Genomic DNA, 24,910 nt, shown 5'->3' on the forward strand with positions numbered 1-24,910 from the left:
GATTTTTGTCAATAGCCCGCTATTGACTGCATATCTCGGACTCCAATCTGCTTCAACATAGGCCTCAATCTGTCTCGGAATAAATTTAAAACAGCTTCTTAATATTAAGAAAATATTTTCAACTTTTCAAGTCGATGACTAAAAACGATAAGCTGTTCCTAATGAAATGCGGCCGACTCCGATGAAATGATGTGTATTGGGTATGTAGTCATATAACTTATCGTCCCACAACGTCATCGAGGGCTCCGCAAAAAGATCGAACGAACGAGAAACATTCCACCGGAATTGCAAACCTCCCTCGGCCACCCAACCGATACCGCCATCACTGTTATAATTACTCCACCCTATACCGGTTCCCAACGAGGCTATCAGATGGAAACGACGATCAGGATCGGGTTCAAGAAGCGATGTAAGATTCAACAGATAATCGACATGAGCCGTCCCCAAGCAAAGAGTTTTCGACGTATGGGGTGCAATAAAATCATATCCCAAGCCTATTTCCATACCCGATGCCGATGTAAACCATCTACCGAAAGAAAGGTCTGCCCCTACCGAAACTTTCCGATAACGGTCCACCAAAATCGTTTCACTGAACAACGACGGACCTACCGAAACGGAAAAATAGTTTCTCTTATCGAAAGTTCGTTTTCCTCCCGCAACTGTATTCCCGCCCAATTTATAATTGAGGCCAACCATCAAACGAGCCTCCGGGTCGAAGCCCAAGCCATTGTCATTACGAGAAACACGAGATGCAAGAAACTGAGGCTCGATAAACAAATCGATGCCCGAAGATACATTGAACCGTCCTTGTACTCCCGCTCTGACGCCATAAACAAATTCATTTTTCTTTTGGCTATTTCCGACTCCGGCATACACTCCGCCTAACGCAATGAGGTCAAACAACCTGTCGGAATTATATCTGACCGTAAAAGCCGACAGATTAAACATATAGTCGGCCGACAAAGCCAGCGACATATAACGTGGCGCCGCACCGTAATATCCATAATCCAAGCCCAACCGCCAAGCCGACAAAGGAGTGTACCACTTGCCGACAGAAACAGCCAATCCATGACCTCCCGCAAAATCATCGCCAGACCGTCTCAATACCCGTCCCGTATAGGCCAATGACAAGAAATATTTATCGGACAAGTCATAAGCGGCATGATTGGCCTTATAGTCATATCGATCGAGCTGATATTGCAGACCGACATTTAGAGAAGTCAACATGTCGACAGGCAAACCGGCGAAGCTCTCACGAGAATATTTTTTCCCGAAAGCCCTCACTTGGGGTTCGACAAACAATCCGATACCCGAACCTACATTCCACAATCCTTGCAAACTCAAACCCATACCGGGATAAAATCCCGAATTATAGCTGGTCGCATAAGATAGTACGGCTCCAACACCCAATGTCGCATGGAATATCCGAGAAGGATTATACCCATACAACGTCGAATTGATATTCCACAAATAATCGAGTTGTACAAGACCGAACTTGCGATAACCGGGTTGGGAATCGCCATACGCGCCTCCGCCTGCCGTCAAACGCACGCCCGACGCGGCCGTAAACCATTTGCCCAAATAAAGAGAAGCCATCGGCCCGATTCGATCCAAAGGATTAGTGCGCAACCCCTTATGCAGAATACCTGCTGCTCCTATATTTAAACCGTAAAACATGTGGTCGACAAAATTCTCGTTACGAAATTCTACGGTTTTCTCAAATGATCCGTGTTTCATTCCGTAAGCATAAAGATTGTAGGAAAGCCCCGCCGTAACAGTCGGCACGACATCGACCGAAGAGAACAAGTTTCGTTCCCAACGGTTATTTTGACTCACATTCAATCGAGGCTCGACAAATAAATCGAACATATCGTTGAGACGGAATGTCCCCTGCAAGCCTATACCCGCTCCGAATCCATGTTGGAAATAACCCTCGGAAGAGACATAGTCGTAATTAAACCCGGCAACCCCATTCAAATTAAAAAACCGATTGCTATCATACCCATAAAAAAGCGTGGAAAAATTCAACAAGTAATCGAGTTGGCCACCGACAGCCAATGTCCTGTATGGAGAGAACTCGGCATCGAGAGACGAATAGTTTAACAATAAACGAGCTCCCGAAACAGGATTCCACCATGTACCCATACCGCCGAAAATGCGGAAACCTTTATTGGGCAAAGGATTGGAAAGCGAAGATTTCATCGCCCCTGCAAATCCGGCTCCCATCGTTAAATAAAGATCTCCTATACGGCGAGGAAAATCAAAAGCATCCTCTTCCCTCGCCGACCGATTGAACGACGGCGATACAGGACGATATGTAAATCCGGCCAAAACGGAAGGAAGCGGATCGACAGCACTCAACCCGTCTTTCCAAGATTCGTTCGAAAATACATCGACACGAGGTTCCACAAATACAGCCCAATGATCCGATAGGCGAAACTCTCCGTGCAAACCTGCCCCGGCGCTCCACCGGGTATGCAATTTATCGTCTACGGCTACCGAATGAAAACCCGCACCCAATACCCCCGACATCTCGAACAACCGGCTCGGATCATATCCACCGAACAAAGCATGGAGATTAAACAGATAATCGAGTTGCAAGCCGAAAGAAGACTTATTATATAATTCGTCGGTCTTCAAATAACGCATCAATCCAGATAGTCTCAAAGAAGAAACAGAAGTAAATCGATTTCCAATCGACAGCATAGCCGTAGCCCCGGGATCAAGGAGGAGCCCAGAACCGCTCGTCAATGTAGTTGCCATACCGCCTTCCACAGAAACGAAGAAACCTTGATCGGCTCCGAAAAAAGGAGCTTTACGACGCACCGGGTCCGATAGTAAACGATAACCTAAGCCGGCCATCAACGAAGCCTCCCAGTCGTAACGCATCCAAGTCTTTATCCCGTCTATTCCGTCGGAATAAATTCCAATACGGGGTTCAAGATAGAAAAAGGTCAATGGAGAAAAATTAAACCTTGTCTGCATACCCAATCGAAATCCGCCGGCATGCGACCAATTGCCGGTACGATATAGTAACTGATATTCACCACCGGCGACACCGATTAACTCGAACATTCGAACGGGATTATCTTTATGCAGCAAAGAAGTAATATTCATCAAATAATCGGCAGACAAACCGACAAAATAGGGATTCACCCCTGCGAGCCCGTTATGTAACCCCGCATTTAACCCCACACGCATACCGTGCACCGGAGAAAACCAATCGCCTACCGTCAATCCTGCACGAAGCCCCAAATCGGGAGTAGCGAACAAAGAACCGGCCGAACGATCGAGAATCAGGCCTGCCTCCCCTGAAATAAAAAGATGGTCGCCAAATTTCTTTTTAGCATACCTTTCATTTTTGGCGGGCTTTTGCAAGGTATAATCCAACCCATTAAACTGATTATTCTCCGGTTGTTCCTGCGCAGCCGCACTAATCGTAAAAACGACGATTAAAAATAGCGGCAGTCGAACCACCGAAGTAAAACCGCGCATAATATATCTCATTTTCATACTTTAATCTTCCTGTTGTAACAAATCCAATACATCGCCATCGACACTGGCAACATCTCGTAACGACGGGTCTTTCTTGAACGCACTCTCCAAATAGGACAAAGCGAGAACCACCTCGTCGACACGATTAGCCGCCACGGCCTTGATATACTCCTCTTTGGCCGAATTTCCGAGCAGCTTCGCTTTTTCCCATGCTTGTTCGTTCGACTTGATAGCCAAAAGCATAAGCACTTCGTTAAAAGGCGATTCCGCCGATATTTCCTGCATCACCTCGTTGTAACGACCGTTCAGCGCGGCGGCATAGACTTTCGCTTTATGATAAATACCTGTATCCGGCAAATCGAATGCCAAAGAGTCGGCTTGGGCATAACGCCCAGCAGACAACCAAGCGACCACTTGGTTCAATCTTGTTTCATCGGGCAATTCCGGCATTTCGAGATAAGGTAAAAGCAGCTCTGAATCCGGCTCTCCCTTATCGATAAGAATGGCTGCCAAATCGGTAGCCGCAACCAAAAATTTGGGATAGACCTCCAATGCCCGGCGGCATATCGCCTCACGCTCGGCAATCGAATCGGCGAGATTGTACAGCCGCCAAAACTCATTACGAGACAAAGATGCACTATCGCTACGATAGAGCACTTCGATTTCTTCGTCTGTGAGATAACGGTATTGCGAAAATAACAGCTCATAACTTACCCGACGTAACTGAGGCAAATACCGGGAAGTTATCAAAGGGCGATAAAAAGGCAACGATACGACATTTCTCGACTGCCGGTTCGGATTATCGGGATATTTATCGATTATTTCCTGTATAGCATCGGCCTCTTGGATTTTACTATCCGCCCGAAGCAAATCGACTACCCGGTCCCAAGTCTCGACCGATGCTGTCGTATGCATATCTATTTGCCTTCGGGTAGACTCGTTCAACTCTTTAACGATGAGCGACATTGCCGATACCATACGTTTCTGCGCCAACTGTTTGTTTCTCTCATAGTTCCCCTCCGGCGATGCTGTTCCTGCAATAGAAAAACTTTTTAACCGAGCATTCGGGTCGTTCTCTACCTGATGCAATCGGGAAATAAGCCGGTTCAATTCCTCTCGGTTATCCCCATCGGCGAGATTCAAATCGCTCTTGTTCACTCTGAATGTAAGATTCACATCACCCTTCGTATCCCGCAGTTGCATCTCTGGCTGCGGGAAAAAATTTTCGTTCTTTACCGCACTGCCGGGGATCTCGTATTCGAGGAAACGCAACGGGTTCACAACACCCCGGGCAATAACAAACGTATCGCGATAGAGCACCCGATTGTAATTTTCCATCGAGACCATCATATCGCAACGGAAATCGTCATTTACATTTTCTACATAGGTCGAGTCACTATACCCGACCAAATCGTCCTTGCGGGAAGAAGAACTTTTCACCTGAACATATCGCGACAAAGGGTCTTGACCCGAATCATAATCGTACATACGTTCCTGAGTAATGGCATACTCTTTCCCATCGAAAACCAAAGGTTCGAGAAAAATCATCTGCTCCCGGGTGACGTTGTAAACACCCGGTTGTATAATCATGCGGGCATTCGTAGAAAAAAGCTCTTTGGGAATTTTCACACGAGTGCGGATATGAAAATAATTTCCTTTCACTTCAATATCGGTGGGTTCGGGAACCACATTGTCGGTAATCCTCTTGGCAGAAACGACTACTTCTTCGAGAGCTACGGCCGAATGACGAAGCACGACATCGACCGTCAATTCCCCACGGACGGCAGCTTTACATTCTTCATATCCCAACGATGTAAACAATAACTCTCCTTCCGAATCGATTTTCACCAAATATTTTCCATCTTCATTCGTCGAGCCGATAAGTTTATTGGTTCCGGCATTATAGATACTCACCCGAAATAGCGGTTCCCCCTCGATATTGGTCACCGTTCCCCGTACATTTATATCACGCGCAGACAAAGGCAAAGCGCAAACGACACTCAAAATAAGCCCTATGAACAAGGAACAAAATTTATTGAGATTCAACATAACAATCTATCAATTAAAATCACTTAAATATATAAGAGAAAGATAGTCCCAGCCGAATAGGGACAGGCGACCATTTGGAAAGATTGGGTGTTGCCGGTTTTTCCTCTCCTTCCCGATAATCGAAAGCCCGTAACTTCGCCATACCGATACCCAACGTAGCTTCCATATTCCAATGACGACTAAGGACAAAAGCGTAGCCGTAAGTGAGACCGGCGGCCCAAATATCGCCCTCATAAAGATGTTCTTTAAATTTCACATTATAAAGTCCACCCAACAAACTTATTCCCATGAAATGCCGAGCCATAGGCCTATTAAACCAGTACCGCAACTCCGGCTGAAAACGGAAATGCGTGGCTTTCATATCGGCAATCGTAAACGAAAACGGATTAGCCGCAGCACTTATATCGAGGGTCAATCTTTGATTCAACCTCATTTCTACCGCCAAATTAGGCGATAATGTAGCCCAATCGATGAGATTACTTTTAAGAGCGACACGTTGTGCATTGACCATTTGAATATTCAGGATCACTCCCAAAATAATAAAGCATTTATTAAAAACCTTTTTCATACTTATTAACTAACCGGAAGCCGATCCCCCTTTTCAAAAAGCTTCACTCGAAGTTTTAAAACCGTTTCTTACCCAAGTATTAAATAACTCTCAAAAAACGGAACAAAAATATATAATTCATTCATATATGCAAAATAAGCTTATATTTTTATCTCTCATTTGTATAAAAAAAGGCTGTTATTCACATGAATAACAGCCCTTATTTTTTAATATTATAGAAGCAATGCTCTCTTAACTGTCCCGTCGCCCTCCTGCAAAAATAATAATGTAGTACACCAACGTTGCTAACGACCCCAACGCTGCCACTACATAAGTATATGCAGCCCATTTCAATGCGTCTTTGGCCTTGTCGTGAGTACTTGCATCGGTCACCCCGGCTCCGTTCAACCAAGCCAACGCCCTTTGACTGGCATTAATTTCCACCGGCAGAGTAATAAAACTAAACAAAGTCGTCGCAGCAAATAAAATTATACCCAATAGCATAATAGCCGGATAAGCCTGTATCGTGAGAATCCCTATCAATAAAATCCACTGTACCCAATTCGAAGCGAAGCTCACGAACGGCACAAGAGCCGAGCGCAAATTCAGGAAAGAATAAGAACGGGCATGTTGTACAGCATGTCCACATTCATGGGCAGCCACGGCAGCCGCTGCGACACTGTTGCCATAGTAAACATCACGGCTGAGGTTTACCGTATGTGTGGCCGGATTATAATGATCGGTCAAATGCCCATCGACCTGCGTTACAGAAACATCGTTTATTCCATTCTCCTGCAACATACGCATGGCAATATCCCGTCCTGTAAGGCCATAAGGAATGGGAATTTTAGAATAACGTTCGAATTTACTTTGCAATGTACGTTGTACCGCAAAGCTAACTAATGCAATGACTATAAATAATACGTAAACCATAATCTTCTTTTTTTAATATCAAATTCGCAGATTGCGCAAATATATAGGAAATAAGGGAATAGATGTGTTAATGCAAAAGTTATTATAACAAAAGAGTGTTAAACAAGGAATATCAGAACAAAAACTCCGAGATAAAGAAAAGACTCGAATCCGGAAAACATAAAAAAGTTTAATAAATTATCTCCTTCAAAATTTATTTATACATTTACGTCTGACAATATAGTCAGACATATAAGACAAACTACATAGTTAAACTTAATTTATCATTCACATGCAAGGGGAAAAACAGTACAAAACAGGACTCGATGTAGGCTCTACAACAGCCAAAATAGTCATTATCGATGAATCCGGGCAAACCGTTTTCTCTCGTTATGAAAGACATAACGCCCAAGTGAACGATCTTCTTTCCGCCTATTTTCGGGAAGCTCGACAAGAACTGGGCGACATCGAAACCTCTATCGCAGTTACCGGCTCGGTAGGCATGGGAACAGCAGAACAGCTACGAACCGAATTTATACAAGAGGTCGTAGCCGCCACCCGGTACGCCCAGCAACTATATCCATCTGCTTCGGCTTTGATCGACATCGGCGGAGAAGATGCCAAAGTCGTTCTCTTTCAAGGGAACCATATCGACCTTCGCATGAACGGGAATTGTGCCGGTGGTACAGGTGCGTTTATCGACCAAATGGCCGTACTGTTGGGAGTAGACATCGAAGAACTGAGCCGATTGGCTTTGCAAGCAGAGCATATACACCCGATAGCTGCCCGCTGCGGAGTCTTCTCCAAAACCGACATTCAAAATCTAGTCAGCAGGAACGTCCCGTTGGGCGACATCGCCGCCTCCATTTTCCATGCCGTCGCTGTACAAACCATCGTAACATTATCGCGAGGCTGGACATTCCACCCGCCTATTCTATTATGCGGCGGCCCCTTGACCTTCATTCCAGCCTTACGAAAAGCATTCGCCGATTATCTGCATTTGCAGGAGAGCGACTTTATTCTTCCTGCCGGCGGAAACCTTCTTCCCGCATTAGGCTGTGCCCTATGTGCCACGGAAGAAAAAGCAGTTGCTTTATCGACATTAGAAAATCTCATATCCCGAAGCACCGATATCACAACAAAAAACAGCCTGCCTCCGCTATTCGATTCCGAAACGGATTATGACAACTGGAAGAAAGAAAAAGCACATTATAACTGGCCCTCTGCCCCTCTCGTTCAAAGGATACAAGAAGCTGTATTGGGAATCGATTCAGGATCGACTACCACAAAAATAGTCGTGACAACCCCCGACGGCGCTATCCTTTTCTCGCACTACGCCCCCAATTTGGGGAATCCGATAGAAGCCGTCCGAAAAGGGTTGACCGAATTAAAAACACAATGCGATAAAAACGGGACGGTATTAAACATAACAGGCTCCTGTTCGACCGGATATGGAGAAGAATTGATAAAAGCGGCTTTCGGCCTCGACGGAAGCATGATAGAAACTATGGCCCATTACCGAGCCGCCCGACAAATGGCTCCCGATGTCTCTTTCATTCTCGACATCGGCGGACAAGACATGAAAGCTATTTTCGTCAAACAAGGAGCTATCACTCGCATGGAACTGAACGAAGCCTGCTCGTCGGGATGCGGTTCGTTCATCGAAACCTTCGCCCGCACATTGAAATACGACGTGTCCGATTTTGCCCGTTCCGCCTGTATGGCTTTGCACCCTTGCGACTTGGGCACACGCTGCACCGTCTTTATGAATTCAAAAATTAAACAGGTTCTGAGGGAAGGAGCGACAGTAGCAGATATAGCCGCAGGGTTGTCCTATTCGGTCGTAAAAAACTGTTTGTACAAAGTCTTGAAGTTAAAGGACGGCAAAGAGTTAGGAGAAACGATTGTCGTTCAAGGAGGAACGATGCATAACGATGCGATCGTCCGTGCATTCGAATTGGAAACCGGTAAAAAAGTCGTACGAAGTAATTTACCTGAATTGATGGGAGCATACGGCTGCGCCCTACAAGCTGCTTCTCAAAAATTGAATTCGCGCACGATAAACCAACTACTCGAAACTACCGAATATGCCAGCCGACAAATTCAATGCAACGGCTGTGAAAACAAATGTTTCGTATGCCGCTATACCTTCCCCAACGGTAATACGTTCTTCTCGGGAAACAAATGCGAACGAATTTTCACCAATCGGGGGGAAAGCGAAAAACCCGGACAGAACATATATACCAACAAATATGCTTTGCTGTTCGACCGGGAAACTCCGGAAACAGGCAACAGAACCATAGGTATACCCCGTGTCCTTAACATGTACGAGAACTATCCCTTTTGGCATGCTCTCTTTACTCGCTGCGGTATTCGGGTCGTACTGTCCGATATTTCAACTTTCGTCAGTTATGAGAAAGCTCTCAACTCGGTCATGTCGGACAACATCTGTTTCCCGGCCAAATTAGTGCACAGCCACATTCAAAACCTGATTCACAAGAAGGTGGAACGCATCTTCCTGCCATACGTTGTCTACGAGCACGAAAGCGACAAGAAAATGAACAACAGCTACAACTGCCCAATCGTCACCGGGTACTCCGATGTCATACGCAGTTCCATGTCGCCGGACATTCCGGTAGACTCTCCGGCCATCACTTTTGCCGACACTGGCTTACTCACCAAACAATGCACGAATTACCTAAGTTCTTGGGGCATATCGAAAAGAGATGCCGAGCAGGCTGTGAAATACGCGTTGAACGCCCAGAAACAATATTCGTCAGACATACGCCGAAAAGCCGAAAACATTGTCAGGGAAAGCCGCAGAAAAGAAGAACCGATCATCTTGCTCGCCGGACGCCCTTATCACACCGACCCGCTCATACAGCATAAACTTTCCGAAATGATAGCCAATCTGGGAGTAAACGTCATCTCGGACGACATAGTTAGAGACAACTCCGAGATAGAGACCCAAGACACTTACCTCATCAAACAATGGGCCTATATGAACCGCATCCTGAAAGCCGCTGAATGGACAGCCCGGCAAGGAAACGATATTCAATTCGTACAAATGACCTCTTTCGGCTGCGGACCCGACGCCTTTCTTCTCGACGAAGTAAGGGATATTCTACATCGTAACGGGAAACCCTTCACGCTTCTAAAAATAGACGATGTAAATAACATAGGTTCTCTGAAACTAAGAGTGCGTTCTTTGGTCGAAAGCCTGAAACAAACGCCGCTACGCGGAACGACAGAGAAATTCCGTACAACAGAAGTCTTTCGCAAAAAAGATCGAAACCGAAAAATCATAGCCCCTTTTATGTCGGAATACATCACACCTCTGTTAAAGCCGATTTTCAAATTGTCGGGGTACGACATAGAGGTATTGCCACCGAGCGATGCCTCCTCGGCCGAAACCGGTTTGAAGTATGCCAACAACGAGGTTTGCTATCCAGCCACACTCATTGTGGGCGATATTATCAACGCTTTGGAATCGGGGAAATACGATCTCGACAACACGGCCGTAGCCATTACTCAAACCGGAGGACAATGCCGTGCGACCAATTACTTGGCTCTTATTAAACGAGCCATGCTCGATGCCGGATTCGGAAATGTTCCCGTAGTCACGTTGGGATTAGGGCGAAAAGTTTCCAACGAACAAGAAGGCTTCGAACTGAAATGGCAAAAGATAGTGCCCGTCGCACTCAATGCCCTGCTCTACACCGATACGCTTTCTAAATTTTATCATGCCTCGGTAGTCCGGGAAAAAGAACGGGGAGCCGCGGCCCGATTGAGAGACAAATATTTAAACCTCGCCGAGCGTCCCATTCTTGAAAACGAGCCTCACAAGTTAGTGGAATATATCCACCTTGCAGCCCGGGAATTCAACGATATCTGTATGGACAAAACCTGTCCCAAAATCGGTGTAGTGGGAGAAATATTCCTCAAATTCAATTCCTACGCTCATCAACACGTCGTACGCTTCTTGTGCGAACAAGGTATAGAGGTGGCTCCTCCCATTTTATTGCCGTTCTTTATGCAAGGATTCGTGAACCGCGAGAACAAGGAAAAACTACTCTTAGAAAAGAAATGTATACCTCATTTCCTATCCAACTTATTCTACCGATACATCAATAAACGGATAGCCCTGTTTAACAGAACGGCATCCACATTCCGGTATTTCACACCCTTTACCGACATCTATGAAGAAGCGGAAGAGACGAAAAATATTGTCTCGGGTGCAGCTCAATTCGGCGAAGGCTGGCTACTACCGGCCGAAATCATAGCGTTCACCAAACAGGGTATAAACAACGTCATATCGTTACAACCATTCGGCTGCATCGCCAACCACATCGTATCGAAAGGGATAGAAAAGAAGCTGCGTATGCTGTATCCTGAATTAAATTTATTATCTTTGGATTTTGACAGTGGGGTGAGCAGCGTAAACGTAACGAACCGATTATTACTTTTCACACACAATTTAAGTGCCTAAAAACAAACGACTATGAATTCAACTTCAACCATCGCTCACCAAAAGACAGAGCAAACCGAAAATATAGAATCGCGTATTATCGAGGCGGCAAAACAAGAATTTATAAAAAAAGGGTTCGAGCAAACATCGATGAGCGATATTGCAGCGGTCGTAGGGATCAACCGTCCCACCCTGCATTATTATTTCAGGACAAAAGATAAAATGTTTCAAGCAGTTTTCGCCTCGATCGTTGCAAAATTTTTACCTCATATCGATACTATTTTTTCGACTCAGCAATCGTTCTCTGAAAAATTAGAAGATGTTATCGACGTCTATGTATCCATTTTCTCGACAAATCCTTTGCTCCCCAAATTCATCATAGGCGAAATTCAACGCGACGCCAACCATTTAATAGAAACTTTTTATAGTTTAAACCTCGATCAATATTTAAAACACATCGGAGAATTTCTTGAAAAAGAAATGGAAAGCGGAAACTTTAAGAAAGTCCCCCTCCCCTTTATATTCATGACACTTTACAGCCAACTGGCTTTCCCTTTCCTCAGTAAGAACCTTACCATGAAACTTTTTTTCAATGAAGACAAAGATACATTCAATGCCTTTCTACAAGAATGGAAACAACACATTATCTCGCAAATCACCTATCTTTTGAAACCGTAAAAGACAAAACGAAAGGAGGTGTCGTAATGAATGATGCACCCTCTTTGTACATAAAAAAGAAGGGGCGCATTGTGGCGCCCCTTCTTTCGTATAATACAAAACCAAGCTATTCGGCCGATGTAGCCAACGGGGCAGGAGTCGTATAAACACGAGCCTTCAACTCTTTGTCGAGCATATACAACCCGAAACCGTTATCTTTAATCATTTTCAAGCTATCGATTAATTCCTGAGCATTAGCCTCTTCTTCAATTTGCTCGTCGACAAACCATTTCAGCATATTGGCAGTACCGAAATCTTTTTCCTCATCGGCAAGCACACAAAGGTCATGAATCAGGGCGGTTACTTTTCTCTCATGAGCCAACGTATCTTCAAAAGCTTCGAGAGGTGATTTCCATTCGGTCTTCACACCGGCAATAGGAGCTAACGTTACTTTACCGCCACACGAGAGCACATATTTCATAAATATAGTAGCATGAGCTTGTTCCTCTTGGAACTGTATAGAAAACCAATTAGCAAAACCTTGATTTCCAGCCGCTGCAAAATGGTTGGACATCGAAAGATATAAATAAGCCGACCAAAACTCGGCATTCACTTGGGCATTAAGAGCCTCTTCCATTTTCTTGCTAAGCATAATTCTATTGTTTTTATTTATTGTTTCACAAAAATATAATATAAAATTAGAATAAATCTAATTTTAATATTTTTTATATAACCGGGTTCTTATTTCTATAAAAACACGCCCCCGTCGAATCACTTCGCCGGAGGCGTAATACCCTATGGCAGTAGGGACTTAACTAATAATTTATCATATACTTCTTCTCAGAGTTCATTTAACAATCTTGGTACTGTATCCGCCGCAACGCACTACATAAACGCCAGCGGGATAAGCAGACATGTCAATAGCACCCGATCCTTCTACGAGTTGTTTCATCACGAGAGTACCGCTCATGTTATAAACAGCAGCTTCGACCAGCTGAGCCGACTCTACACGAACAGCCCCGTTAGAACGGTCGTAATAAACTTTCACCTGAGCAACCACACTTTCTTCAACCGACGAAGGCTCGGTCGAAACGGTAAGTTTATCGAGACAAAAATACGTCGGCGTATTGATGCCATAATCACCCACATCGCTCGACTCCATCGTAAAGTAAATCGAAGTAATCTGTCCCAATTCACTCAAATCGACCCATTCCCAAGTATCGTTCAATTTCCAGTCGTCGGCATTCTCAGAACGGTAATCGGCCAAATAATATTCCACGGTTCCTGTCTCTGTGCCTTGCTCATCGATACCGTGAGCAACTAATTTAAACCAATCTCCCTGCTCGAATTTAGTCGAATAGGGATTCCCCTTCTCAATAGCATAATAGACATAAGGGTTGTTGCATACATAACACCCTACGGCATAATATGGAGCGGAAGTGTATACCTCGCAAGTTTTCGTATCGGAGGTCGATTCGGTATAGGCATCCCAATATGCACCTAAATAGGGAGTTCCCTCTCCGGCAAAGCCTCCCTTAGCCATACAGCCCCATTGATCATCGGTACCTGCCGATGCCGATATGGCAGTTACCTTGCTGGCAAAGAATCCATTTGAATAATTGGAATAAGGAGAAGCGTGCGAAAACATAAATTCTTGTGAATAAACAATCGCATCATTATTAAAAACATCTGCCCACAACCCGGACTCATCATACTCGATAGGAAAGTCTCCTGGATTCGACAAATCTAAAACGATGTTTTCCGCAAAAACCGCACTGCATACACAAACGGCAAAAACAAGTAATATTTTTCTCATGTCAAAAAAAAATTTAATTAGTTAATATTTATTGTTTGATTATTCGAATATACTCAGTTCTATCGTTTGCACACACCGACAACACATAAATACCTGCCGGTAAAGAAGATACATTCAAACGAGACTTCGACCCGACCATCGTATCACGATAAACAGCCACACCTCGAAGATCGAATACAGTCAATTCTGCGCCAACACAAGCTCTCACCGTCAGAATATCCCTGACAGGATTAGGAGAAGCTACGATTTTCAAACTTTCTGCATCCTCAATTCCACTAACTTCGGTTACATGCACCGAAACCATTTTTGTCTCTACCCGCCCATTCGAATTGACCGTTAACGAGAAACTCGTATCGCCCAATTTCTCACCGGAAAGAATCAAATCATATCCCTCGATTCGGGCAGAAAGAATAGAGGGGTCTTCTACCTTGACTGTCGAAACGACCGCCGCAGAAAGATTATCGGCATCGGAAACACTCTCTAATAGCGAAATTTTTACAGGAGAACTACCCACCGACAAATTATCGGAAATCGAGATAACCGGATATTCATTATCGGGGAATACCGGCATAGCCGGGAACCAATAGTATTTCTCAGGAAGTAACGTATTCAACAACTCGCCATTCGTCCCGTCCACTATGTGAATCCAATTGTTCATGTAATGGGACAGATAACCCGATTCCGTAGAAGTTACCACGACATTATCGGTCTGCGGGTCCACTCTCAAACCCGCGCCATAGAACATCTGCACATACTCCCCGTCTTGATCGGGCAAAGTAAAAAACGATGCATTCAATTCATCGGTATCTATATTATAGCGTACGACTTTATTTTTACTTTCATCGGCAAAATAAAGCAGGTTAGATTTATATGCTGCGCATAAACTCCCGGCATTCCATGCTCCCCATGTATCGGTGACCCGACAACCGGAGGGTAACGACCGAGTCCAAGTTTCGAACGAAACCGGATTTATCCTAACCAACGCATTTCCATCGGCAGCCCAAATATTTCCGTCTCGCCCCAACACAAGTGTCGCGATAGACGGAAGTTCGATAGTAGTTTGTAAGGTGTGGTTTTCGGCATCGATCACCAATACGCCCTCCGATTGCTTCGCAGCAAAGACATATTTACCGGCTCGGACCATAGAACCTATCTGACCCGAATAAAGACCTTCGTCATTCGAGGTCCCTTCTATCACATCGCCGACCTTCATGTTTTCAATATCGAAAACAAAAATTCCCGATGAACTTCCTATATATCCCGTCTTCTCATCTACACCCAAAAAGGAACGGCCGTCACCGCCGCCTATTTGATCAAAAGCCGCTATCTTTTCCAACGACAAGGCATCGGCCACGACCAGTCGCCCCCCTGTCGATTCTTCTTCGGTCGACTTCGCCTGTTTGGAAATCAAAAAGAATTTTTCACCGTAAATCGTTCCGAATTGCGTTGTGACACCCAACTTCTCATCGGGATTCTCCCGACGGAATATCCGGTACACCATTCGGCCATCATTCGTCAGGAAATTAATGGTTCCATTATCCCAGCCATACCAATCTTCATTGACAAAAAATATCCCTTGCGAATAATCGACAGCTTCCTGTATATATGGCTCTACCGCTACGGCATTAGCATAATCCGGTGTATCGCTACCGGGTTTATCGTAATAAAATATATAGGTATATCGATTTTGTATCGGCATTTTATTGATTTCGGTCTCAGCCTCGTTTCCGCTTTCGCTTCGGGCCAAACAATGCCATACTCCATCTTCCGAGACCGAAGGAGAATTCCAATGGTCCTCTTTGTCGACACACTCCCATTTCTTGAAATTATTCGGAGTCGCTGTAAATTGTCCCGTAGCATTATACTTAGGATAGGTCGTATCGCCGCCGACAACCAATGCAACGGTATTCTCCCCATTCAGGTCGAAACCCAATCCATCGACCGTGTAACCACCTTGTCGGCGCATCAGAGAAAACAAACGAGGATCCGTTTTCACCACATCGTTCAACATTTCCACGATTGTAGTTTCCTCCTCCCCTTTATAGCCCCACGCCAACGCTCCGGGCGTTTTCCCGTCGTTCCAAGCGATGACTAACATGGCTTCGACATTCCCTTCTCCTATCCAATAATTTATATCCGAAAAGGAAACGGCACGAACCGACATAGACCAACTGCCGAAAAAAGCTAAAAAAAGAAGTAAATATTTTCTCATCTTTCTATTTTTTTGGGAAGATGTCCCGGAGCCGAAACTCCGGGGACATCTTCGTTTTACTATTTCACAATCATAGACTTATCGCCTACAATCTTCTGGTTTTACATAAACTTTCGAAACTTCGATCGAACCGTCCTCATATACAGTTTTCACAATATTGATACCTTCCACGGGGCAAGGCAAAAGTTTCCCGTCCACCGAATAATATTCACGCAAACGCACCTCCTTTTCGACAGCCAGGTCATCGATACCGGTAGCCGTCGTTACCTTGAACAATATGCTAAACTGTTTATCCGACGTTGTCAATACCAAGTAGTAATAAGGATCGTTCGGCAAATCTTCTCCTTCACGAATTACGGTCACTTCGTTACCGGAGTACGACACGGTCAACTCCTGATCTTCGACAGGGAATCCGCTACGTATCAACATGGCCGAAACACTATCGGTATTAACGACAGTCCGATTAAACTCTATCACGAAAGTTTTCGTATCGGGTTTCACGTCTAACGCTTCCTCGCCATCGAAACTCATTGACGGAGTAGTCGATACTATTTCCAATTCATCTAACCACGGCATGATTACGAAATCCTTCCAATAGGTGGTCTGGGCATAGAATTGACAAGTTTGGGCAGGGACATAAATCCGGCAGGTTGTCGGCACTTTGGTAAATGTATTGGAACTTGCACCGGTCGGCGGTGTATTGTTAATATAGATACGTTCCAAAGAAGAACAACCATTAAACGTATAAGTGGAAACCGAAGCTATTTTGCCATTGGCAACTACTTTCTTTAACTTAGCATCATTGCGAAACAAACTCGATCCCAACGTAGTTATCCCTGTTCCCAAAACAGCTTCTGTCAAACTGGAACAGCCATAGAATGCCGAAGCTCCCAAAGAGGTTACTTTATCAGAAAGATTTACCGAAGTAAGACTTGTACAACCGTAAAATGCATTCGTCCCGATAGAAGTTATCGATTCGGTAACCGGCAATGATTTCAAGCCCTTACAATTATAAAAAGCAGAATTGCCGATAGAAGTCACTTTTTCCGAAAGTTCTACATTAACCAGATTCGTACAGCCGTGGAACATATAATTCGGCACAGAAGTAACGCCACCCCCTATTTTTGCAGATTCCAATCCCGTACAACTTTGGAACACATAAGTTCCCAGTTTAGTAACCCGATCGGGAATAGCTACCGATGTTAATTTCGTACAGCTTTTGAAAGCATAATCTTTTATCTCGGTAATGCTTGCTGTCAGCGGCAACTCGGTAAAGGCCGTACTTTGGAAAGCATATTTGCCGATCCCAGTAATATTCTCCGGCAGAACTACCGACGTCAAAGCGGAACAGCTGCTAAACATATAATCGGGAATAGAGCTTATACCTGTACCCAAAGTCGCCGATGTCAACTTCGTGCATTTCTCAAAGGCATAACTACCGATCGAAGTTACACTATTCGGAATAACAAGCGACTCTATCGCAGAGCAACCCGAAAACACATAATTACCGAGCGAAGTAATCTTATCGTTCAAAGGAATATCGACCAACGATGAACAACCTTTAAATGCGCTCGCCCCGATTTCGGTTACCGACGGACAAGATATCTGCGTTAACGCAGAACATGTATTAAACGTAAATTCACTTATTTTCGTCACACCTGTCCCGATAGTCACTGTTTCCAACGACTTGCAACCGCTAAATGCATAGCTGCCCAATTCGGTCACGCTATTGGGAATATTCAACGTTTGAACCGATACACCATAGAAAGCCCTGCTGCCGATCGACTGCAAGCCATCGTTAAAAGTTATGGCCGTTAAAGGATTATTATAAAAAGCCCAATCACCTATCGTTCTCACCGTAGCAGGCAAAACAAGAGAAGAAATTTTCGCACTGGCAAACGCACGTTCTCCAATAGTTTCGAGAGCACTTCCGAATGTTACGGATTCCAATTTCTCACAATCGCTGAAAGCATAATTACCGATAGCGGTCAAACTATTTCCCAACGAAACGGTGGCCAAAGAAGCACACTTGTTAAAGGCATAGTTACCAAGAGTACTCACACCGTCGGGTAATACGACCGATTTCACAGCAGTCTCGGCAAAAGCATAATCGCCGATTGTTTTCAAAGAAGAAGATGAACGCTCCTGTGTACCCAAAGTCACTGTCGCCAAAGCACTGCAACCGTAAAAAGCATAATTGCCGAGCGTTTCGACCCCATTCGGTATCGCAATTTCAGTCAAAGCGGAACAGCCGTTAAAAGCGGCTTCGCCAATAGCCGAAACATTTCCTAACCCGACAGCATTCAAAGCAGAACAACCGGCAAATGTACGAGTACCCACCGAGGATACCGTAACCGGCAATTCCACCGATTGCAAAGCCGAACAGCCATAAAAAGCCGAATCGCCCAATAAAGTCAAAGAGTTCCCCAAAGCAGCCGAAGCCAACTTCGTACAACCCTTGAAAGCCAAAGCCCCTATCGATTCCATACCTGCCGGCATACTTACACCGGTCAAAGCGATACAATTCTCGAAGGCCGAGCGACCTATGCTCTCCAATCCTTCACCCAAAGAGAGGGTTGCCAAAAGAGGACAATCGCCGAAAACCTCATTACCGATCGAAACCGTTTGCGCAGGCAACTCCACAGATGTCAAACGGCTGCATCCGTAAAATGCCCCTTCGCCGATTGTTTTCAAAGTCGAAGGAAAAATAACCGAAGTCAATTTAGCACACCCCATAAAAGCCATATCGTCGATACCGACTACCGTGTAAGATTCTCCCTCTATCAGGATAGTTTGGGGGATCGTCAAAATCCCCGAAAAAGAGGCATACGAATCGTCATACACCACGAGGGCAGTTCCCGGTTCCTCTCCCGGGGCGGTTACTACCGATTTATCGCCGACAACGAGCGTAACCGTATCGGTAGAAATCGTATCAAGCATGTTGCTCACCACACAATAATAACGCCCGGCATCGGAAGTTTCCGCCGAAACGATCGAATAAGACGACGCTTCGGCATCTTGTATGGCTACTTCGTCTTTGTACCATTGGAAATACAAACTATCGCCTTTGAACTCAGGAGCAAAAGTTACCGATTCTCCCGGAGAAACCGTCAAATCTTCGGGTTGAACTTTCACAGAAGGAGCTGTCGGCCCGTTTTTAGGAGCCGGCGCAAGAGGTTTCCACGATTGAGGCGACATGTTTACCGAAAAATTCCAACCGTCCCAACAACCGTCAGTCAATTTACGGCCCGTAATTCCAGTCCCGGAGTATCCCCAGGGATCGCTATCGCTCGATTTCAGCCAATAAGACCAATACCCTTGATACCAGCCCGATTGCCAATAGTCCTCGGGATCGGTACAGGTCCAACCGTCATATCCATACGACGAAGAAAAGATTATCCCGTTCTCATCAGGGGAAAGTGTTACTCCGTCCTTAGTAATAGAAAAATCGCCACTCTTGTTAACATCGTACCCAAAACCCGATACAGTGCTACCATACGCCGTTCCTGTTTCGGTCATAATGAAAAAACGAGGGTCGGAAGCAGCGATTGCACGCGCCATCGTTTCGCCGGTAGCTTCACCGTCCCAACGAAATCCCCAAACCAACGCCGAGGTTTCACTCTCGGCATTCCATTGTACGACGAACGCAGCGCGATTGGCCCCTTCGCCAGACCAGTTTTCGATCATGTCCATCGTGAAAGTTCCATCGACAATCGCCCTCGGCGATACCATCTGCGGCTTTGCCGTAGGGTGCGGACGACCTTGCACAAGGACTTGTGCAGGTAATTGTAAAACCGCAAACAGCAATACCATCAAAGCATAAATCTTTCTCATCTTTGTTAAACTTTTAAGTATTAAATAAATAGTTCTTTCTCATTCAATACTTGCAAGATACACCACTTATATGCTTCCAAAACTTTCCCGAACTTCCCGGCGTTTTTTTGTCACAGCTCATACCTCGCAAGCTTTTCGGACAATACACACGGCAGGTCTTCTGACTTACTCCGGTAACCGATGCCTTCCCAATCGTCATAATCAGTGGCTTTCAGTATTCTCGGGACCTTTTTGTGGAGCTTACAGCAGCGGGACTGTTCGGGACTTACACCCGATTCCCTTTTAATCGGCGGACCTTTTTCAAGTAGCCGAACCTGTGTGCACTATATTTTTTTAGTTATTTTCCTCTCGTTTCTTTCTATTTTTTCATAGTCATTCTTCTATATGTAAATCGGTAACACCCATTACTTCGGTCGAACATTCGCCCAACCAACCGTTGAATTGGTTCACTCCCGTATAAATTTTTATGAAATCGACACCCGGTAAATCGACCGGATTACCTTCGCTATCCACCGCCCAATCGATTTTAAAATTGGACTTTTCGCTACTGTTGGGGTGATTATCCGCATAACCCCAATCGTATGCGTAAAGGACATAATAACTCCCGTTTCCACTCTCGTCGATAGCGTTATCGGCAAGCCTGCTCCCTTTGAAAGTTATCGAACTTTCCGAAATCCATTGTGGATAATACGGTTGCTTATGGAAAGTGAGTTGCGATATATATCCTGTATTTCCATAATTGTCGGTCCACCGGACATACGTAGAATCCGTGATATTCGGATTGGAACAAGTCACCGACTCCTTGTTTTCATCGGGTCGATAGTAGGTTATCTCATAATTCTTCAAAGTCTCTTTTTTATAATATTCGCTACCGGCCAACTCGTACCATTCATCATCGGGAACGCCATTCCCGTTCGTATCGACCGAGACCATCACTATCCCGGGTTCGCTACTACCTCCCAACGGGGCATCGGGACGAGGATTGTCATTGGCATAAAATGCGTTACCCAATATTTTGAAATCGTATTCTCCCGGCCGATTGACAATCGTATGGTCGAAACCGACGACAATATATCCGCCGTAGCCTCCCAACGTGACCATCGTACGGGCGTCGTATGCCAAACAATCTTCGACTTTCTGCCGCATAGATTCTTCGGTATCTCCCTCGGTATATCTCGGAAGCTCATTGACAAACTGTCCCGGTGCAGGGCGATATTCATAAACCTTAGTTATGTAAGGGCTATAAGCTACCTCTTCTTTGCGAACGACAATACGCATAAGATGGGTTATGGGATTAGCCGCATCATAAATCTGGAATCGCAACCGATACGTTCCCGTTTCACTTGCTACAAACGTATAATCGCGTGTCGTCGCCACAATCGAATCGGTGACAGATACCGAATCGGACTCGTAAGAAAGAGCCCATTCGTATCGTTCTCCGGTAAAACCCGGGTGTAACGTCAAGCCCTTCATGCGTTCCACTACATACGTATCGTCAAGCCCTAATGTAATCATAGAAGGATTATCGGACTGACAAGAGGCTATCAGCAAAATCAAAGCCATCGACAAAACATACCACACTTTCTTCATATCGGTTTATTTATTTTTATACAAAAAAGCCATGTGCGCCGGAATATCCCCGGTACGAACGCTCCATTTTCTTATCCCGTCCCGTCCATAACAATGCAGATTTCCGCTCGACACGTAATTCTTGGCATCCGTTACATAAACGTCTCCGGTCTCGGGATTTACTTTCAATCCATAAGGGATTTCTATATCGGTTTCCGTACCGTCCTTAATAAAACTATTTGAAATCAATTCCCCGGTACGAACATCGATAATACCGTAAGTAACATTATTTTCTTGCGAAATATTACTCCACTCCACGCTATACAGATAAAGCGAATCGCCGCAAATATCCATCTCGCTGCAAGAGACATTCAAAGTATCTCTCACCTCCATGCGGTTTGTACGCTTATCTTTTTCCAGAACGAAAAGACGGGAAGGAATCTTCTCATAATCACCCCGAGATGAAACCCATAATTTCCCGTATTTATCCGCCCGGATACGATGCAAGTTAATTCCTACGGGAATCTTTCGTATCTGCGTCATCGTTTCGATATCGATCACCGAAACCGTATTATCATAATTCGGTTTACGATAACCGCCTGAATTAGCCACATAAATAAGGCCGTCTTGAATGACCAACTCATCGGGTTGATAACCCACCGTTACTTCGGCCGTAATTTCGAGAGTAGCGGTATCGACTTGAAAGACAGCTCCGAGCTGAGCATTCGGGTCTATCCCTACCGGACCTACATAAGCCGAAACATAAGCAAAACCTTTATCGAAGGCGATATATCGGCAATTAGGTATGTCCACTTGTCCCAATCGCTGACAAGAACGAGCATCGAGGACTTCGACCTTATGCGAACAGTTAATAACCGCATACATCTTGGAACCATATATCTGGACATCGTTACCCACATCGCCCAATTCCTTTACCACGTTAGGATTCTTCTCGGCATACAAGTTACGGACATAATAGCCGTTATCGAAATCGACGAAATCGAGCGTACATTTATTCGAACCCATATTCCCCTCGTTCAACAAATAAAGTCCGGCATAATCAGACCGGCTGTTGTCTCCGAGCGGCAATCGTTCATATTCCGCCAAGATAATGACCTCGTCTTCCCGACAGGAAGTCATCAACGATATTCCCGCCAGCAGGATACACGAAACAATATGTGCGACAACCGATCTCATTACAATTCAATGGCAATTCCAAAACGATAGTTACGCATGGGCATAGGATAATTAAGAACGACGTCGTATGCCTGATCAAACACATTATTAACCTCGGCCGTCACTTTCAGGTTCACCGATTTTATCCGAAACGATTTCACCAAAGATATATCGCTCGTGTACCACGGCTGCACATAATTATATTCGATATTTTCTTGCTGATTGTACCGTTCCCCCACATATACGAAACTATAATTCAAACTCCAATCGTCATAGCTCAAATTCAATATGGCCGATCCGCTATGCCAGGGTATATACGGAATCTGGTCGCGATAATAGTTATCCCGAGGACTGGTTATATCTATCGCCTCTTGATAGGTGTATTGCACCTTCGTCATTAAACTTATTTCATACGGTAAACGGAAAGTCGCCGTAGCCTGAACGTCGACACCCCGGATATCGACTTTACCGAGATTGAGCATAGTCCACCGGAACTGCTGTCCTTTGGGATAGGCGATAATCTTGTCGGAAACGAGGTTATAATAAACGTCGGCTCCTGCATGAAACCCCGAAAGGAAACCCGTTTTCGGAGCGACAGCATAAGTAAATCCCACATTGTATTGCGTAGCGCTTTCGGGCTTCAATACCGAGTTACCCATATCGGCATAGTACAAGTCATTGAAGGTGGGCATACGATATATCTGTTTATAAAAAGCGCGAAACACCCAATTATATTTTTTAAACGGTTGATAAGAAAGAAATACCGCCGGAGTCACTTTACTTTTATTAGGCGCTTTCACTTGTCCCGATGCCTTCTCATCGACCAAAGTCGCCAAAACACTGGCCTGCATTTTCAAACGGTCGGCAAGAGAAAAAGCTGTTGCCGCCGAAATCCAGTGCGTGTACCGGTCGGCCGACATGTACTCCGACAAACCGTTCCACTGCATGTCGTATGCCACCGAGACGTCCCAATTTCTGAATATCGAATACTTATTGGCTACCGAAACATAAACCTCTCGCTGTTTATACTGGTTATCGACTCGCATCAGCTTATCGTCGTTATTCATATAATGGGTATAATCGAAAGCATACTTGGCATTCACCTTAATCCCATATTTGCGGGTAATATCCTGTTGATAGACACCCTGCACGAAAGAATTCCGGTCCCACAAACGCTCTCCGTTGCGCCACACGTTATTGACGATAGCCCCCGGAATCCCCCGCTCGGAACTATAATGATAAACATAGGCTTTCCAATAACCGTTGGGCAAGTAACCTTGCAATCCTCCTTCGAACCGAACGGCATCGATGTCTCCGTTTTTACGGGTAGCCGTGGTATCGTATGCCGTCTCTCCCGAAGGAGTCACCCGCCGGTAACGGAATTTATATTTCCCGCTCGAATTGATCCACTCGCTATTGAATGTCATGCTGACCGTCTCGCTAAGTTTATATTCAAACAAAACCGAAGGATTCAGCAAATCGAATGACCCGGCCTTCACAGATGCTTTCAAATGCGATTTTTCTCCCGGTTTAAATTTAGGGCGACGTGTCGTCAAATAGATAGAGCCCGCCGAACCGAACTCCCGAGCAGACTGGAATATCTCGCTTTTTTGACCGTTATACAACGATATTTCCTCTATATTTTCAAGCGAAAACTTGCCCAAATCCACTTGTCCGTTCTGAGCATTTCCCAACTGAATTCCATTATAATAAACACCCATGTGGTTTGTACCCATGCTGCGAATGTTGACAGTTTTCAATCCTCCCACGCCACCGTAGTCCTTAATTTGCAAACCGGAAAAATAACGTATGGCATCGGCGACCGAAAAACTATTCAACGCTTTCAGTTCCTTTCCGGTGAGCTTCTGCGAAGGAATCACTTCGTTATACCGGTTGGCGGTAACCATTACCTCTCCCAATGTCTGTATCGAGTCAAGAGAAGAAGAATCGGCATTCGCTTGTCCCACACCGCAAAGCAGCGACACCATCATACCCCACACACATCGATAAAAAGTCTTCATCGGCCTATCCTTTCATAAACAGCCTTCGGGTATAATACCTAAAAATCCATGCAAACAAGCGGCTTTATATTTACTCCGCAGATTCACAAGCTCTACCCCACGAAAGCTAATGACAAACAGCATGGCAGGTCTTCTGACTTACTCCGGTAACCGA

General features: G+C 45.0%; 13 protein-coding genes and 1 riboswitch. Of the genes, 2 read left to right on the plus strand and 11 right to left on the minus strand.

Features of this window, described 5'->3' with window-relative positions; all coding sequences use genetic code 11:
* Nucleotides 1-138: 138 nt before the first annotated feature.
* From QVD32_RS10020 to QVD32_RS10035, 4 genes are all read right to left on the minus strand, one after another.
* A complete protein-coding gene (locus QVD32_RS10020; protein WP_287710206.1) occupies nucleotides 139-3,513 on the minus strand; it encodes a hypothetical protein in 3,375 nt (1,124 codons plus the stop codon).
* A gap of 3 nt (nucleotides 3,514-3,516) precedes the next feature.
* Nucleotides 3,517-5,544, minus strand: a complete 2,028-nt coding sequence (locus QVD32_RS10025) for a carboxypeptidase-like regulatory domain-containing protein (protein ID WP_195554683.1) — start codon at nucleotides 5,542-5,544, stop codon at nucleotides 3,517-3,519.
* A 19-nt stretch (nucleotides 5,545-5,563) separates the two neighbouring features.
* A complete protein-coding gene (locus QVD32_RS10030; RefSeq protein ID WP_008861384.1) occupies nucleotides 5,564-6,112 on the minus strand; it encodes a DUF3575 domain-containing protein in 549 nt (182 codons plus the stop codon).
* Nucleotides 6,113-6,343: 231 nt separating this feature from the next.
* Nucleotides 6,344-7,024, minus strand: coding sequence for a zinc metallopeptidase (locus tag QVD32_RS10035; RefSeq protein ID WP_008861385.1), 681 nt, complete (start codon nucleotides 7,022-7,024; stop codon nucleotides 6,344-6,346).
* Between the two features lie 271 nt (nucleotides 7,025-7,295).
* On the opposite strand from QVD32_RS10035, the gene QVD32_RS10040 reads away from it, so the two are divergent.
* Both QVD32_RS10040 and QVD32_RS10045 read left to right on the plus strand, forming a co-directional pair.
* Entirely contained in the window at nucleotides 7,296-11,492 is a 4,197-nt protein-coding gene (locus QVD32_RS10040) for an acyl-CoA dehydratase activase-related protein (RefSeq protein WP_195492769.1), read from the plus strand.
* Between the two features lie 12 nt (nucleotides 11,493-11,504).
* A complete protein-coding gene (locus tag QVD32_RS10045; protein ID WP_008861387.1) occupies nucleotides 11,505-12,149 on the plus strand; it encodes a TetR/AcrR family transcriptional regulator in 645 nt (214 codons plus the stop codon).
* A gap of 106 nt (nucleotides 12,150-12,255) precedes the next feature.
* Here QVD32_RS10045 and QVD32_RS10050 read toward each other — a convergent pair whose 3' ends face one another.
* The 7 genes from QVD32_RS10050 to QVD32_RS10080 all read right to left on the minus strand — a co-directional run bounded on the left by QVD32_RS10050 (nucleotide 12,256) and on the right by QVD32_RS10080 (nucleotide 24,756).
* The gene (locus QVD32_RS10050) at nucleotides 12,256-12,780 is read right to left on the minus strand and encodes a ferritin (protein ID WP_008861388.1); all 525 of its coding nucleotides are present in this window, start codon (nucleotides 12,778-12,780) and stop codon (nucleotides 12,256-12,258) included.
* A gap of 195 nt (nucleotides 12,781-12,975) precedes the next feature.
* Nucleotides 12,976-13,944: a DUF4465 domain-containing protein gene (locus QVD32_RS10055; protein ID WP_287710207.1), complete on the minus strand. Its 969-nt coding sequence runs from the start codon at nucleotides 13,942-13,944 to the stop codon at nucleotides 12,976-12,978.
* Between the two features lie 28 nt (nucleotides 13,945-13,972).
* Nucleotides 13,973-16,156, minus strand: a complete 2,184-nt coding sequence (locus tag QVD32_RS10060) for a DUF5074 domain-containing protein (protein WP_118687391.1) — start codon at nucleotides 16,154-16,156, stop codon at nucleotides 13,973-13,975.
* 78 nt (nucleotides 16,157-16,234) lie between these two features.
* Nucleotides 16,235-19,990 (minus strand): leucine-rich repeat protein, encoded by a 3,756-nt coding sequence (locus tag QVD32_RS10065; protein WP_021891861.1) that lies wholly within the window; start codon nucleotides 19,988-19,990, stop codon nucleotides 16,235-16,237.
* 133 nt (nucleotides 19,991-20,123) lie between these two features.
* Nucleotides 20,124-20,324: riboswitch (cobalamin riboswitch) on the minus strand.
* Between the two features lie 38 nt (nucleotides 20,325-20,362).
* Nucleotides 20,363-21,580, minus strand: a complete 1,218-nt coding sequence (locus tag QVD32_RS10070) for a cell surface protein (protein ID WP_287710208.1) — start codon at nucleotides 21,578-21,580, stop codon at nucleotides 20,363-20,365.
* Between the two features lie 6 nt (nucleotides 21,581-21,586).
* Entirely contained in the window at nucleotides 21,587-22,756 is a 1,170-nt protein-coding gene (locus QVD32_RS10075) for a YncE family protein (protein WP_021891863.1), read from the minus strand.
* Nucleotides 22,756-24,756: a TonB-dependent receptor plug domain-containing protein gene (locus tag QVD32_RS10080; protein WP_008861394.1), complete on the minus strand. Its 2,001-nt coding sequence runs from the start codon at nucleotides 24,754-24,756 to the stop codon at nucleotides 22,756-22,758. Before QVD32_RS10080 ends, QVD32_RS10075 begins: the two co-directional genes overlap by 1 nt.
* Nucleotides 24,757-24,910 lie beyond the last annotated feature (154 nt).

The organism is Barnesiella sp. (genome assembly GCF_022723415.1).
Classification (GTDB): domain Bacteria; phylum Bacteroidota; class Bacteroidia; order Bacteroidales; family Barnesiellaceae; genus Barnesiella; species Barnesiella intestinihominis.